The 15,997-nt window shown below is 67.3% G+C and carries 6 protein-coding genes, 1 tRNA gene and 1 pseudogene; 3 read left to right on the top strand and 5 right to left on the bottom strand.

Going from position 1 to position 15,997, the window contains the following annotated elements; genetic code table 11:
* Positions 1-453: 453 nt before the first annotated feature.
* The 4 genes and pseudogenes from AB0M65_RS21195 to AB0M65_RS21180 form a co-directional block, all read right to left on the bottom strand.
* Positions 454-1,875, bottom strand: a complete 1,422-nt coding sequence (locus AB0M65_RS21195) for an ATP-binding protein (protein ID WP_364029840.1) — start codon at positions 1,873-1,875, stop codon at positions 454-456.
* Positions 1,872-3,527, bottom strand: a complete 1,656-nt coding sequence (locus AB0M65_RS21190; protein ID WP_364029837.1) for an FAD-dependent oxidoreductase — start codon at positions 3,525-3,527, stop codon at positions 1,872-1,874. Before AB0M65_RS21190 ends, AB0M65_RS21195 begins: the two co-directional genes overlap by 4 nt.
* A gap of 63 nt (positions 3,528-3,590) precedes the next feature.
* Entirely contained in the window at positions 3,591-4,145 is a 555-nt protein-coding gene (locus AB0M65_RS21185; RefSeq protein WP_364029834.1) for a DUF308 domain-containing protein, read from the bottom strand.
* Between the two features lie 98 nt (positions 4,146-4,243).
* Positions 4,244-4,608 (bottom strand): annotated as a pseudogene (locus tag AB0M65_RS21180) (coagulation factor 5/8 type domain-containing protein); the annotation flags it as partial.
* Positions 4,609-4,898: 290 nt separating this feature from the next.
* On the opposite strand from AB0M65_RS21180, the gene AB0M65_RS21175 reads away from it, so the two are divergent.
* The 3 genes from AB0M65_RS21175 to AB0M65_RS21165 all read left to right on the top strand — a co-directional run bounded on the left by AB0M65_RS21175 (position 4,899) and on the right by AB0M65_RS21165 (position 6,606).
* Positions 4,899-4,971: transfer RNA gene (locus AB0M65_RS21175), tRNA-Ala, on the top strand.
* 570 nt (positions 4,972-5,541) lie between these two features.
* The gene (locus AB0M65_RS21170; RefSeq protein ID WP_364029831.1) at positions 5,542-5,985 is read left to right on the top strand and encodes a hypothetical protein; all 444 of its coding nucleotides are present in this window, start codon (positions 5,542-5,544) and stop codon (positions 5,983-5,985) included.
* Between the two features lie 450 nt (positions 5,986-6,435).
* Positions 6,436-6,606 (top strand): hypothetical protein, encoded by a 171-nt coding sequence (locus AB0M65_RS21165; protein ID WP_364029828.1) that lies wholly within the window; start codon positions 6,436-6,438, stop codon positions 6,604-6,606.
* A 167-nt stretch (positions 6,607-6,773) separates the two neighbouring features.
* On the opposite strand, the gene AB0M65_RS21160 is transcribed toward AB0M65_RS21165, so the two are convergent.
* The gene (locus tag AB0M65_RS21160; RefSeq protein ID WP_364029825.1) at positions 6,774-15,977 is read right to left on the bottom strand and encodes an RHS repeat-associated core domain-containing protein; all 9,204 of its coding nucleotides are present in this window, start codon (positions 15,975-15,977) and stop codon (positions 6,774-6,776) included.
* Between the last annotated feature and the right edge of the window lie 20 nt (positions 15,978-15,997).

Here is a 15,997-nt window from a genome sequence, read left to right as displayed (position 1 = left end):
CCCTCGGCTGAGCCGAGGGAAGGAGTCCTTCACGCGCGACCCAAGTACAGGAAGGCCCCCTTCCTGTACTTAGACGCAAGGAAGGGGGCCTTCCTGTACTTTCACGCGAGCACGGGCGCCAGTACCCGAGCCCACCGAACACCTCGTGCGTGGCGATTCGGGTTAGAGCGAACCCGCTGTTAAGCACTTACGCGTCACCTGCGGCGTTGCTCGCGACCCAAGTACATGAAGGCCCCCTTCCTGTACCTAGACGCAAGGAAGGGGGCCTTCCTGTACTGGGGGAAGGTGTGAAGGTCGAGTTTCCTCGGCTGAGCCGAGGGAAGGGGTCCTTCACGCGCGACCCCGGGTCCCTCAAGGGGTCCTTCAAGGACCGGCCGCTATCCGGTTCACCGCCGTAGGTACCTTAAACACCCTCCGTTAGGCCCCGAATCGCCACTCACGACCAACCTGAGGTCAGATCACGGATTGCTCCGAGACCGGCAGGCAGACGGTGAACCGCGTGTCACCCGGCGCCGAGTCGACCCGGAGGTCGCCCTGGTGCCGTTCGATGACGATGCGCCAGGAGATGTCCAGGCCGAGCCCGGTCCCCTGTCCCACCGGTTTCGTGGTGAAGAACGGCTCGAAGATCCGCTGCCGGATCTCCGCCGGGATACCGGGGCCGGTGTCGCCGATCTCGACGTGTACGTGATCGTCCACTTGGGACGTTCGCAGCGTCAGGGTGCCGTCGGTGCCCATGGCGCCGAGCGCGTTGTCGATGATGTTCGTCCACACCTGGTTCAGATCGCCCGCGTACGCCGGGATCCTCGGCACCGCGTGGTCGTACTCCTTGACCACGCGGATACCCGGCGCGATCTTCCCGGCCAGCATGACGAGGGTGGAGTCGAGTCCTTCGTGGACATCGATCCACTGATGCGGCGCACGGTCCATTTGGGAATATTGCTTGGCTTTGCCGACCAGCACCGAGATCCGGGTCGTCGAGTCCCCGATCTCACCCATCAGCATCTCGGTCTCGAGCGCGTACGCCAGCCAGCGGATGGCGCCGTCGAGGAAGGTGTCCCCGACCGATTCCAGCAGCCTGTCCAGATCGGGCACGGTCAATCCGGCACGGACGTAGATGTCGGCGAGGTCCCAGCCCTGGTCCATCCCGTGGGCTTCGAACCAGTCGCCGATCTCGTCCTCGCGGTCGGACTGCTGCATCGCGGTCAGCTTCGGCGCCAAGGCGACCTGCTTGACCAGCTGCTCCTGGACGTCGATCAACTGCTCCAGCAACGCGGGGTCGACGTTCTTCTTCGCCAGCATCGCGAGTTTGTGCCGCATCCCGGCGACGCGTTCCCGCAGCGCCGACGTCGCGCGCACGGCGGCCGCCGCCGGGTTGTTGAGCTCGTGGGTCAGCCCGGCGGAAAGCTCGCCGAGCGCGAGCAGGCGCCGCCGCGAGCCGATCACGGTGTCGCTGTTGCGCCAGCCGAGGTACATACCCTCCAGCAAATGCGTCGCCATCGGGAACCAGCGGCGGAACTCGGTGGCGAACTCGGCCGCGGGCAGGGTCAGGAAGGTGAGGTCGCTGACAGCGTGCACCGAAGCGCCGTAAGTGTGTTCGGTCTCCTGGTGCACGAAGAACTGTGTCGCACCGCAGTACGCGCCGCGCTGGTCGGACCGGATCGTCTCGACTTCGGTGCCACCGACGAGCCGCGTCATCCGCAGCGCGCCGGACAGCAGCAGGTAGAAGCAGGTGGCCGGTTCACCCTCACGCATGACCGTGGTGCCGCCGGTGTACTGCTCCAGCACGGCGTGCTCGGCGATCCAGTCCAGCTGCTCTTCACTGAGATGCTCGAAGAGGAAGAGCCCGCGCAGTTCCTCCCTCGGCAGAACGCTCACTGCTCCTCCAAGTAACGATGAACCAGAGTGACCGCCATGGCGCCTTCGCCGACGGCGGAAGCGACCCGCTTCACCGACGCCGCGCGGACGTCGCCCGCCACGAACACGCCGGGGACGGACGACTCCAGATAGTGCGGGTCGCGGTCGAGCGGCCAACCCGGCGGCGGACCGCCTTCGGTGAGCAGATCCGGCCCAGTCCGCACGAAACCGTGGTCGTCACGCAGGATTTCGTTGCCGAGCCAGTCGGTCCGCGGCGCGGCGCCGATGAAGATGAACAGGTGCCCGGTGGGCACCTTCTCGGTGGTCGCGCCGTTTTCGCACAAGGTCAGCTGTTCGAGATGTTCGTCGCCGTGTGCCTCGACCACCGTGGTCCGGGTGCGCACGTGGACGTTCCCGATCGCCGAGATCTGCTCGATCAGATAATGCGACATCGACGCTTCGAGTGACTCGCCGCGGACGAGGATGGTGACCTCGGCGGCGTGCTTGGAGAAGAACACCGCCGCCTGGCCGGCCGAGTTCGCGCCGCCGACGATGTAGACGTGCTCGCCCTTGCATTCGGGTGCCTCGGTGGCGGCCGAGCCGTAGTAGACGCCGCGGCCGGCGAGTTCGGCGATGCCGGGGGCTTCCAGCGCGCGATAGGTGACGCCGCTGGCCAGCACCACGGAATGCGCGGCGATCTCGGTCCCGTCGCCGAACATGACGACCCGCGCCGAACCGCGGGCTTCCAAGCCGACGACGTCGCGGGTGGTGAGCACTTCGGCGCCGAACTTGAGCGCCTGACGCCGGGCGCGATCGGTTAGCTGCGCGCCGGAAACGCCGTCGGGGAAGCCGAGGTAGTTCTCGATCCGGGAGCTGGTGCCCGCCTGTCCGCCGGTGGCCTTGCGCTCGACGATGACCGTGCGCAGCCCCTCCGACGCGCCGTAGACGGCCGCCCCGAGCCCAGCCGGTCCTCCGCCGATGACGATCAGGTCGTAGAACTCCTGCGCGGGCCGGGTGGACAAGCCGACAGCGTCGGCGAGTTCCGGCCCCGATGGCTGACGCAGCACCGTGCCGTCCGGCGTGACCAGCACCGGAATTTCGTGCGGCGCGGCGTCCGCGGCCTCCAGGATGCGGCGGCCTTCGTCGTCGTCCACCGAGTACCAGCGGTACGGCACGGCGTTGCGTGCCAAGAAGTCACGCAGGTGGAACGACGGCGACGAGTACCGGTGGCCGATGAGCTTGATCTCGTCGACCGGCCGCTCCCCCACCGCGCGCCAGGTCTCCACCAGCGCGTCGATGACCGGGTAGAGCTTCTCCTCCGGCGGGTCCCACGGCTTGAGCAGATAGTGGTCGACGTCGACGACGTTGATCGCCTGGATCGCGGCGTCGGTGTCGGCGTACGCGGTCAGCAGCGCGCGGCGGGCGTTCGGGAACAGGTCCATCGCCTTCTCGAGGAAGACGATGCCGTCCATCTGCGGCATCCGGTAGTCGGCGAGGATCGCGGCCACGGCGTCGCCGCGCAGCTTCAGCTCGCGCAGCGCTTCGAGCGCGTCGGCTCCGGAATCGGCCCGGATGATCCGGTAGTCCTTTCCGTACCGTCTGCGCAGGTCGCGGGCGACCGAACGGGATACGGCGGGATCGTCGTCGACGGTCAACAGGATCGGCTGGCTCACCGGTTCAGCCTACGTCTCCGGTCGACCGGGTTCGGGATCCACGTCCGGCGGGCCAGGCGGTGCTCAGGCCTGCGAGAGTTTGCGAAGCCGGAAAGCCAGCACGAGCAGCATCACGCCGTACAGCAGCGCGTAGATCCCGACCAGCAGCGCGATCCCGAACGCCCCCGCCAGCGGGTTGAACACGATCACGATGCCCGCGATCAACGACAGCGCGCCGGCCGCGATGAGGAAGGCCTCGCCCTCGATCTGCTTGCGCAACCGGATCGCGGCGACGATTTCGACGATGCCGGTGAAGATCGCCCAGAAGCCGACCAGGAGGGCCAGCACGAGCACCGTGATCCCCGGCCAGATCAGCACCAGGACACCGGCGATGATGCCGAGCGCGCCGAGGACTCCGTAGGCGGCGCGATGGGTGGCGTCACCCGGCCGGAAGGCCTGCATCAGGCCGCCGATGCCGTCGATGATCGCGTAAATGCCGTAGATGATCGCCAGGGCGAGAACGGTCGCCCCCGGCCAGATCAGCGCGAGGAGGCCGAACAGGATGGCGAAAACCCCGCGGACAGCGGCGAGTGGCCAGGCCAGGCGGGGTTCGACGACGGTGAGACCGACGAGAGGCATGCTGCGAGTATCGAACCGGCGGAGTGCGAGCGCGCGGCACGCCACCCATAGGGGTGAAGGCCGGTGCGCGCCGCGACCGCCATCACGGCGCACACCGTGCTGCGGAACCGGACGTTCGAATTGTTCGGCGCTTCGATCGCGCGATCCGCGATCACACTCGGATTCACGTTGAAGTAGCAGTAACTGCCGAATCCGTACGCCTCGTGGTTCGTCACCGAGTTCGCCACCTTGTAGGCCGCGTAATCCCGCGTCGAGCCGTTCATCCAGGCCGCCTGGTTCGGCGGGTCGTACGGTATTTCGTTCTGGAGAAGTACGTCCGGCTGCGGTCGCCGTTCCAGATCGTCTGGCATTTCTGGTAATGCTCGACGAAAAGGCCGTACATGGTGACGTCGTCGCCGTTGACGATCAGGCCGGTGTCGGCGGTGTTGGTGTTCCACCCGACTCCGCTGCCGTGGTCGGCGCGCTAACAGGGCTATCAGGGCTGCTCTGACCCTCATCAGGACCTCCACCGCGTTATTCGGGCAGGGCGAGCTGAGGCGGAGCCCAGTGGAGACGCAGCGTAGCGGGCTGTGACCTCGGCGTCACGTGCGCCGAAAACGTAACGGGGTCACACCAGAGTCAATACACAACTAAAAATAAGGCTCAAAGATGCAGGTCATCAGGGTTTCCGATGGTCAAGTGACCCCCACGCGAACGGCCCTCGCGAGCGGTGTAATGTATGGACACACGAGATGCGGAGTACAACTTCGCTCCGGGGCTATGGCGCAGCTGGTAGCGCACCTCACTGGCAGTGAGGGGGTCAGGGGTTCGAGTCCCCTTAGCTCCACAGTGACGAAACACCGCCCACCTGGCACGTTAGCCGGGGCAGGGCGGTTTTTTCGGTTCACCTCACTTTGAGAATTGACATGCCGAACTTCAGTTACTGTTCAGTAGCTGGAGCAAGTCTGGAGCACGCCGTCCCACCCCCGCCAAATGGGGTCACATCGTCTGCTCCAGCTATGTAACCCGACCGGGCGGTCTACCCATGACCCCGCAGCCGCGAACCCGTCAACGCCGATAAATTGCAGATTCCCTCGAATTAAAAGCCAGCGGGTTCGATCGCGGCGATCTTGAACACGTTTCAATCGCGGGGCTCCTACCAGCAGTTTTGCTTTCTTCATGAGCGCGTTAGCATCTGCTAACAGTGATACTGAGCTCCGTTATGCCTTCGTTCTTCCTGCTGTGCTCAAGCGAGCCCGCGACGCGCTCGAAGCGGCCGTCGACCGCGAGCAGGACCTCAACGGGCTCCTGTCGAGCCGATCGGCCTCTCGGACGACTGACCTGCCGTCGGGTCGTAGGTGGTCGATCGCGGCTTTCTAGCAGTAGCGCGTGGGTCGATATTCTCGATGTAGCGGTGATGAACCAGGACGATCGGCGGGCGAAAGCCCAGTTGGCGACAATGGCCGAGCGGGCGGCGGTATGGGCTGATCGGCGCGGGTCTCCCGGCGGCTTCGTGGTCGGCGCGGGGAGCGCGATGGCTGGTGACGACCGCGGGAGTGAGCCGTTCCTGGTCTCGCATGCGATCAGGGCCTCACTGGGCACCGCCATCGACCACCTTCACGCTTTGTACGCCCTGGTCTTGCACTCAGGATTCCTGCACCTTCACGCGCCTGCTTCGGTGACGCGGGGCGCGTTGGAATGCGCGTCCACGGCGATCTGGCTCGCCGAACCGTCCTCGCGCGAAGAACGCATCCGCCGTGCCCTGTGCTGGGCGGGCAAAGACATCAAGGACGGCGACAAAGCCGCCATCGGTGCCGGATACCCCGTCAACCCCCGCTTAAGGAACGCATCGACAAGCTGAACGCAGCCGCGCGGTCTCGGGGTCTGGATCCTCAAGCGATCAAGAACGGGTTCAGCAGCACGGAAGCTGTTGAGGCGGCGAAAGCTCATCTCGCACTCGGGAAGCCGGATGTGCTGCTGGCGTGGCTGCTGTGCTCCGGTTTCGCCCACGGTCGACCCTGGCCAGCATTCGGGTACGCGGCCAACGTCCGGATACCCGTTCCCGATTCGGACAGAGTCCTCGTCAAGTCCGAGAACAGCTACTCACACGTCCTGGCACTGGCGATACCGGCAGATCAGGCTGTCGATGCCGCTGTCCGGCTGATCGATCTGCGCAGTCGCGGCCGCTAATTAGAGCGTCAGCTGAGAGCCACCGCTCGGGATCGGAAATCTGACCCTCAACCGGCTGGACCCCGCCCCGCGCTACGGGCTCGGAGCCTGGCCCGGACCCGATGACTTGGTGTAGACGAACGTGGCCGACCGCGGCGACGTCGACGCGCTGGAGAAAGACCTGCGACCACAGTTCGGGCCCCAAGTGAACAATGTCCTGGTACACAACGGTTCCCGCGCCCACAGTGCCACAGCCCACCTCACCGACAGGCTGACCTGCACCGCGATCGCCGGAAGCCTCCGCGACCTCTGATCCGGCCGGGCCGTGCCGCTTTCTGATCGCGACCGGGCAGGAGCGGCTGAGTGCCAAACGCGACACCAAGACATCCTTCTTCCAGACTCATGTCTGGAAGAAGGATGCTCGATTCTAGAAGGCAACCCCACACGTGTGACCGATCCGGTCACGCCGTTACCTCAGATTTAACAGCCGGCGAACGAGAAGTTTGTGGCGCTGGCCTGTGGTTTGGTGAGGTTGGGAATGTACGTGCTGCATGTCCAGCCGTTCTCCGCCACGGCGGCCACGGCGATGCCTGCGGGCATCGGGCCGTCGTCGAGATAGATCGGGCGGACGATCATGTACACCGAGTTGCCCTTGTCGACCTGTTGGCTGATGGGTTTCTCCGCTCGATGCCACATCCACTTGTTGTTGGTCAGGTCCTGATAGCAGGGTACAAAGTTGCGTTCGTCGGTGTTCGAGCCGTTCAGGTTGTGCCCGATCAGGTGGCAGCGAGCCATGCCCTTGTTCGTTTCGAAGCCAGCCGGTTCAACGCCCAGTTTGCTGGGACGAGTTTTGGGATTCGTGGAAACCACGCACGCCTCGCCGTAGGTGGAGCGTCCGTTTTCCTTCTCGCCGTAGTCCTGCCAGTTCGAGGTACAGCGTCGGCGATTGTCCTCGTCGGTACCGCCCGGGCCGAGGTCGGACATAGCGTCCGCGACTTCGGAGACCTGTTCGATCACCGGGGTGTCGGCATCCACCGCCAGGTTCAGGAACGATTCCCAGACGCTGGTGCCGTCCGCGATGGCCTGACCGAAAGCTCCCAGAAGTGAGGCCGGGCAGGCCGCTCCGCACGAGATACGGTCTTCAGGGTTGGCGAAGAACTCCTCCAGCAGGCTTTCCCACGGTTTGCGCCAGCGCTTCTCGGCGTCACGCTTGTTGGCCTTTTCGGCCGCGTCATGTGCCTTCTGCAGTTGGCAGATCACATCGCACTTGGGCTTCTGCGGGGCACAGGGCATGCCGGGGAGGCAGTGTGGCGTCGAAACACACTTAACACCGCAACCAGGGTTGCCAGGACCAGGCGGCGTCCCCCCAGGACCGGGCGGGACCGCTCCTGGCCCAGGCCCGGTGCCGGGCGGAACCGACCCAGGAGCCGGCTCGTACAGCCACCATGGGTACACATATCCGGGAATTTCGTGATAGCCGGGATGATAGAAGCTGGTTTCGGCTCCCCCGAAGGCAATCTCCGCTCCCAGTGCCATCACGATGACAGTGATGCCGTACTGAGCCAGGCAGGCCCCGGGCGCCCCGGGGCCTGCGGCCAGGCAGACCGGTGCAAGGGTGGGGCTGTGTCCCGACGGATCGACGTAATGCAGAGGATCACCCATCGCATAGCCGTACCTGTTCAGGCCAGGCGATCGCGGACCATCGGGTCCGGGAATGTCGTCGCGGGAGGTGAAGCGACCGGCAGCCGGGTCGTACCAGCGGGCGGCCATGTTGACGTGAGCGGTGTCCGGGTCGGTCCAGCCGCCCTGGAAACCGATGTCGCGTTTTGCGCCGGTGGTCGCGGTCGGTTTGCCGAAGGGACTGAAACCGGCGGAGTCGGCGGGACCGCCTGCACCGTCGGCGGGGTTGAGACCACCGATGAGGTCGCCGTGCCGGTCGGACAGGGTGAGTCGCTTGTCGTTGCCCTGTTGGAGGGCGATCAGTGAGCCGTCCGGTCCTCGGGAGTAGGTGCTGGAGCCATCGCCGGCGGGTGTGTTGTCGGTCCCGCTGTAGGAAAAGCGTTGTGTGCCACGGGTCACGAGACGGTCGAGGCCGTCGTAGGCGTAGCTCGCGCCGCCCTGCGTTGCCATGCGGCCGAAGGCGTCGAAGGTCAGGCCGACCGCTTGCCCGCCGTTGCGCGTCCGCGAGGCTTGGGTGCCGCGCGCCGTGTAGGTGTAGGTGTTGTCGCCATCAGACTGCAGGCGGTTGCGCTCGTCATAGACCGCTGTTTTCCCGGCCGCGGAAATCCGGTTGCCGGCGGCGTCCCAGCCGTAGGCGGTCACGGTGCCCGCGGGGTCGGTCCAGGAGGTGAGTCTGCCGAGATGGTCGTAGCCGTAGGTGTTCTGGCCGGAGCCGACGCCCGTGGTGGTCTTGGTGGTGAGACGGTCGGCCAGGTCGTAGCCGTAACCGATGGTGGCGACCGCCTTACCGGTGTTGTTCTTGACCGTGTCGCTCTTGACGCGTCCCAGGTCGTCGTAGTCGAAGGCGCGGACGTGACCGGAGGCGTAAGACAGTTGCGCGGGTTGGCCGTCGAGGGTGTAGCCGATCCGGGTGGTACCGCCGGTGATGCCGTCCGCGACGGTGGTCAGCCGTCTGTTGGCGTAGCCGTAGGTGGCGGTACCGGCGGCGTCGGTCCGGGTCAACGGCTGCGAGTCGGCGTTGTATGTGAAGGAGGAGCGCCCCGAGGGGCCGTCCGTCGTCAGCAGATTGCCGCGGTCGTCGTAAGTGAAGGTGTTCTGCCCTCCGGGTGCGTCCACCGTGGTCAGTCGGCCCACGAGGTCGTAGCCACGGACGCGGTCGACGGTGGTCGCCTCCGAACCCGCGCCGGTCTCCTTGACCAGCCGGCCCAGGTTGTCGAAGGTGCGGCGCCGGGTGACGCCCCCGGGCTCGGTGAGGGTGACCGGTTCGCCGGTGGGGCTGTAGCCGGTGGTCCAGGTCCGGTCGCTGGCGCCAGGGTGGGCGGCGGTGGCGGGCTCGATGACGGATTCGGTCAGCCCGAGGGAGTTGTGGGTCGTGATCGTGGCGTTGCCCCTGCCGTCCGTGCGGCGGGTCGGATGACCGGCGGCGTCGTAGCCGAAGGATGTGGTGACGGACTGGCCGTCGGCGACCGGCTCGACCTGGCCGGTGCGACGGCCGAGCGCGTCGTAGGTGATGGTCGTCTTGTGGCCCAGCGGATCGGTGTCGCTCACCACGTTGCCGTCGGGGTCGAAGCCGGTGAACCGGTAGCGCAGTTCAGCGCCGTTGGGTGCGACGTCGATGCCCAGGGTCGGGCGGCCTGCCAAGTCGTAGAGGGTCTTGTGGGCGCGGCCTCCGGCGTCGGTGGTGATCAACTGGCGGCCGGCCTTGTCGTAGCCGTAGGTCGTGATGATGTTGGCCGGGCTGATGGTCTTGATCAGTCCACCGGCGGCGTCGTAGCCGTTGGTCGTGGTCGCACCGCTGGGATCGGACGCGGTCAGCACCCGCCCGGCGTCGTCGTAGGTGAACTTCGAGGTGTGAGCGGCCGGCTGAGGCTTGCGGTCCAGCTGAGTCCGGGTGATCTTCCGGCCGAGGTCGTCGTAGGTGGACTGGATGGCACCGCCGAGCGGATTGGTGGCCGACAGCTGCTCGCCGGTGCGGGTGTAGGTGTAGCGCCACACCCCGCCTGGCGTCGCCCCGTCAGCGCTGGGGTCCTGTCGCTGGGTCAGGCGGCCGAGTTGGTCGTAGGTGTAGGAGGTGGTGTTGCCGCGCCCGTCGGTGGTGGCGGTGATCAGGCCCGCGTCGTCATAGGTCGTGCCGGAGGTTGACGCGATGACCTGGGTGGTGCCGGGCGGGGTATAGGCCGGCAGAGTGGTGCGCACCGCTCTGCCGTTGCGGTCGTAGCTCGTGGCGCTGACGTTGCCCAGGGCATCCTTCAGCTGGGCCGGCTCACCGAAGGCGTTGTACCCGGTGGTCGTGCTCGGCCGAGTGATCGTGGCGGGGGCGCCGCCGGACTCGGTCGGCACGGGTGGCGCGATGGTGGCGGTAAGCCGGCCTTGTTCGTCGTAGGCGAAAGTCGTGGTGAACGCGGCGGGGTCCGCGCCGGCGGCGTTGCCCCGGGCGCTGGTGATGGATTTGGGCAGGCCATTGGAGTGATAGGCCCGGCTGGTGGTCAGGTTGTTGGTGCCACCTCCGTCGTTGCCGACGGTCGTGGTGAGCAGCCGTCCGGCGTCGTCGTAGGTGTAGTCGACCGTCTCGGGTTTGGTGGTCGCGCCCTGATAATTGGACGCGTTTCCGGTGTAGACGGTGCGCAGGACGTTTCCAGCCAGATCGTAGGTGTGGCTGCTCTGGCGTGCGAGGCCGCCTGGATCGACGGTGGCGGTAGCCACCCTGCCGACCGCGTCGACGGTGTAGGCGGTGGTGACGCCGCCGGCGTTGACCTTCCTCGTCAGGTGACCGGCGGCGTCGTAAGTGTTGTCCTCCAGGGGAATGTTCAGCGACCAGGTGCTGCCGTCCGAGCCGAGCACGCCCTTGGCGGTGACCGTGTGCGGTAGGTCGTCGGCGTAGTAGGTGTAGGCCAGCGTGCGGCCCATGGCGTCGCTGCGCCGGACGATCCGGCCGGCGTAGTCGTAGGTCAGCGCCTGCAGCACCAGGTCGGGATTCGGCGTGCCTTCCGCTCCCCCGCCGCCGGGGTCGCCGGTCCAGCCGCGGAGCCGAACCTCGTAGAGCTGGTTGCGAACGGTGTAGGCGTACACCGTCTGGTTACCGTTCGGGTCGACCGTCGAGGTCTTGTTGCCCGAACGGTCGTAGCCGTAGTGGGTCGCCTTGCCTTCGCCGTCGACGGATTTCGCCAGGCGGCCGTGGCCGTCGTACTCGAAGGTCGCGTCGCGACCGGCGTCGCCGTCGCTGAGATCCTCGGTCTGGATCCTCGTCCGATTGCCGTCGGCGTCGTAGCCCGTCGTGGTGCGTGTGGTGTGGACCTTCCCGGTGACCGTGTTCTTCGTCGGCGGGGACGTCGTGGTGGCCACGCGCGACTCGGCGTCGTAGGTGAAGGTCGTCGTGGCCTTCCCACCGGGCAGGGCCGCGGCGACCTGAGTCTCGGTGAGCTTGCGTCCGAGTTCGTCGTAGCCGTACTGGACCACGCTACCGGTCGGGTCGGTGAGCTGACCGAGGTCGCCGGTGCGGTAGTACAGGTACGAGGTGCCCTTGCCCCGCTCGTCGGTGATCGACTTCAGCAGTCCGGCGGGCATGTTCCCGCCGCCACCGACTGGATAGGCGGCCTCGGATCCGTCCGTGTAGGAGTAAGTGGTCTTGCCCCCGTCTGGGGCGGTGCTGGTGGCTATCGCGCCGGAGGGGGTGTAGGTGAGGCGGGTCAGGTAGGTCGTGTCGGTCGCACCGGCCGAACGCGCGTCCCGGACCTCGGTCGGATTGTCGTTGGCCGGATCCATCGGGTTGCCGGTGTTGAGGTGGTAGGCGGTGTGGCTGGTCTGGCAATCACCCGGCTGGGGCGGCGTGTGCTGGACCCGGCAGGTGGTCTTGGCGGTGACGTTGCCCCGCGCGTCGTAGACGAGCTTGACCTGGTCGCCGATCTCGTCGGTGATGGTGTTCTGGTAGCCGGAGGCGTCGTAGTCGTAGCTGCGCACGCCCTGGCCTGTGGTGACGCCACCGCCGCCGGTGACCGGGCCGCCGCAGATCTGGCCGGGGGCCGGGGTGCAGGGAGGGGCTGGGGCGGGATCCGAGGCGACCGGGGCGACGTAGCGCAGAACGCGGCCCTTGGCCGCGTCGAAGTCGTACTGGTGCCAGCGGTTGTTCGGATCGGTCAGGGTGATCGACCGGATGAGGTTGCTCGCCTGGCTGGGCCCGCCGGCGGTGCCACTGACCGTGGGCGTGCCCAGCTGCCACAGCCCGCCGTCGCGGTCGACCTGGGTCTTCAGCCGGTCTGCCACGGTGTCGTAGGTCATCGTCGAGACGACCCGGCCCGACGGCATGGCGATCTTGTTCAGCTGGTCGGCCTGCTGCCGGGCGGCGTGGTGCGCCGCCACCGCCGTGTCGCCCAGTGGGTGGGTGTAGTAGGCCACCTCGGCGATGTCGCCGGTGAAGAACCACCGCGGGTTCGGCCCCCAGGCAGGCCAGGTTCCGGTGGTGACGGCGGCGCCGATCTGGGTGTAGGGCACTTCGACCGGGGCGATCTCGCCGTCCTGGGACGCGATGAGCCGCCCGTCCAGGTACAGCTTCTGGTTGGCCACCGAACCGGACAGCACCACGTGGTGCCACTGCCCGTCGTTGACCTTGCCGCCGTTGGGCGCCCAGTCGGGGGCCACCAACGGGGCGGCCTGCCCGTACCAGAACTCGCCGCGCAGCTTGCCGTCCGTTCCGACGTAGAGGTTCGGCACGGCGCCGGTGGAGTCTTGGTCGAGCGGGCTGCGCTGCGAGCCGAACAGCGGACCGCCCGCACTGGTGCGGAACCACAGTTCCACCGCGAGGTTGCGGCTCTTGGTCGCTTGCCCGTCGGCCAGTGTGACCCTGGAAGAGGTGCCGTTGAAGGTCGCGGCGGTCGCCGCGCCGCCGAGCGGTCCGGGAACGCCGAGGGCGATGTCCTTATAGGTCCCGTTGTCCTTGCCGAGGTTCACTCCGACCTGGCTGACCGCGGTCGACGCGCCCGCCGCTTCACCCAGCCGCCAATACCCGTCGGGTCGCGAGTCGGCCACCGCGCTGCGGTAGTGCGAGCCTGCCTCGTAGTTGTAGGCGGTGCAGTGGTTGTCGGGATCGCAAACCTTGGTCAGCCTGTCGCCGTCGTAGGAGTAGGTCCAGGTCAGTGCCTTGCCACCGACCTTGTCGGTGGTGACGGTGCCGATGTGGTCGCCGGTCCAGGTGACGGTGAGGGTCCGGTTGGAGGCCTTGTTCGTGACGCTTGCCAGGCGCCCCGCGACGTCGTAGGTGAAGGCGAGTTGTCGTTTCTCGTTGTCCGCGATGTAGGTCAGCCGGCCGTTGGGGTCGAAGTTGTAGCCGGTGAACTGCTTATCGATCAGCTGCCAGCCGCCGCCCCCGGCCGCGGGCACCGTGGCCAAGGTCGCGAACCGGCCGGGCGGCGGGGCGAAGCCGCCGTCGGGATCGCGCCCGAACCGGGCCTGCTGCCCGTCGGGGTAGGTGAGGACGACGTTGCCCGAGCCATCGGCGTCCGGGGTGAGCCGCATGTCGAACTGGGCGGACCAGCCCGCGCCGAAAAGCCCGCCGCGGCGCGGATCCAGGCTGTTGTAGGTACGGGCCACGGTGAGCGGGGGCCCGGCCACCGGGACGGTCACGTCGACCGCGCTGGACACGTAGTTGCCGACCAGGGGGTCGAATTCCCGCGCGGGACCACCGTTGGTCGCGGCGCCCAGATGCGAGGTGATCTCCGGCTGCGGCACGGAGGTCAGGAACGTCGGCGCGATCGGGTTGCCGTTGCCGTCCTTGAGCGTGGGACTCCATCCCTGGTTGTCCTTCGCCCACGCCATCCACCAATAGGCCCGGTTCCACGACAGCGCCCCGGCGGGAACCACCCAGGCTTGGTCGGTCTGTTCACCGGAACTCAGCAACGGCGGGTCATCGACCTTCGGGAGATGGTCGTAGATGGCGAACTTGTAACTCAGCGCGCCCTGGCCGGGAATCAGGTGGGTGCCCTTGCCCCACAGCGTCGGCCGAAGCAACTCGGTGGTGTACCCGTTGGGGGGATACAGTTCCGTGATCGTCGGCGGAACCTTGAAGACTTCCAGCGCGACCCTGGCGGGCGGGATCTGCTCATCGGTGAAGTACGTGCCCGGGGAGCCCGCGTTGTTGCGGCGGATCATGGTGAAGTCGAAGAAGTACTTGTCCGCCGGCAGATGGAACGCGGGAGACGGCTCGGAGTAGATCTTGGCGTCGAAGGTGATCGATCCGCCGACCGGAACCGAGACACCGTCCGGGATGGACGCGGCCTCACGCTGGTCCACCAAGGCGTTGTCGCTGGTGCGATACGCGCGGTACGCGAGCGCGTAGTCGGCAGGGTTCCACGCCGACGCACCCCGGTTGACCGCGGTGATCTTCACGGCCCCGCTGGTCGCCTCGGTGACATACGGGTGGGGTGTGGGGTCATCGACGCGGTACTCCGCGTTGTAGGGCGTGTGCGTGACGTACAGGACCGGTGGATTCGCCGTGCCTTTGCCGGTGAAGACCTTCCACGCTCCCGGGTCGTCCGGGGCCCGGACGGTCAGGCCGAAGTTGCCCGCACCGGTGGCCCAGCGTTGTACCGCGTCTCGGCCGCCGACTCCCAGGTCGATCCCCTCCCCCGCGGTCGGGCATCGCGAGGTGGTCTGCAACGGCGCGATGTAGCCGTGGGCGAACGAGGAGCCGCCCACTTGGTCGCCGTAGGCGGGCGTGCCGGTGGAACCCGACCCCCAGGCTTCGAGGACCGGATGTACCGTGATCGGCTTCGGCGCGCAGGAGGCGGCGTTGTAGTTCACCATCCACAGCTGCGCACCGAAGACCTTGTGTCCCAGGATGTTGCCGGCGTTGTTCGGGTTGGTCAGCTGGTCGAAGGCCAGGTAGGTCGAGGAGTACCCGCCGTTGCGGCCGACCTTCAGGACGCTGGTGTCCCTTGTCCGGCGGTTGTCGGTCACGACCATGTTCGAGTTGCTGGTAGTCGGACCGACCGCCACCGCGGCCGTGACCGGGAACCGCCGAGCGCCGTCACTGAGCCATTTCTGGTCCAGTTCGACCCTGATCGCCGGACCACCGTCTTGTTCGACCAGCCGGAATGGGGTGCCGGCGGGCTGGGTACCCGCACCGTCCGAGACAGTGAAGGACAACCGGGCCCGCTCCGTGCCCCGCTCGTCGACCAGGACCGCGCCACCGTCGACCGCCTTGGCCGTCATTCCCCTCAGTCGCAACGGAAGCAGCCAGGTGCCCGCCGCCTGCGCCGAGTCGAGTACCAGTGACTGGGACAGTCCACCCGGCAGCGCCTCGGTGACGACGTCGGCGTGCGGGCGCGCGTCCGGGTACGTGACCGTGCTGCCGGACACCTGCCCCGCCGCCGCGCCGACATCGCTGAGGTGAAGAGCGAATTCCGGACCATCGGCATAACGCAACCGCGCCGGCCGCGTGGTGAGAGCGGACGGCACGGTCACTTCCACCGTGTCGGCAGTGTTGCGCCAGCCACCGCCGACGGCCGGCACGAACGTAGGGTCGATCGGGGCCAAGCCCCCGCCGGGACGCCGGTAGTTCACCGGTGCGCCGGAGTACTGGGTGGTCAGCGTGCCGTCGGAGTTGCGATAGGTGCGCTCCCGCTCCCCGCGCCGGTCGACGACCTCCACACTGGTCTTCGCGTCGAACCCGCGCGGTTCGGCCGGTGCGGCGGGAAGCCGCTTGCCTTCCTGCTTCGGCAGGTCCGCTTTCGGCATGGTCACCGGCGGGAACTTCGACTGCTCCGAGCGGGGTTCGGCTCGGTTGAGCGCGGGACCGCCGGCATCGACGCCACCGGGCGGCGCACTGGCCCAACGCTGTTTCGGCGCGCTCGCTGCGGTCTGCTGATCGTCGACCGGGTACGGCGTGATCCGAGCGGCATCGGACCCGAACGTCGCCAAAGACAGCACGATCACCAGCAGCAACGCCGACAACCGGGGAGTGGAAATCCGACCGAGCGCACGACGACGGCCAGCACGACGCGACCCAGGCATGGCAGACTCTTTCCCTCAGC

The organism is Amycolatopsis sp. NPDC051071, from assembly GCF_040682875.1.
Taxonomy (GTDB): Bacteria; Actinomycetota; Actinomycetes; order Mycobacteriales; family Pseudonocardiaceae; genus Amycolatopsis.
Note: the sequence above shows the minus strand (reverse complement) of the source record. Positions and strands in the feature narration are given on the sequence as shown.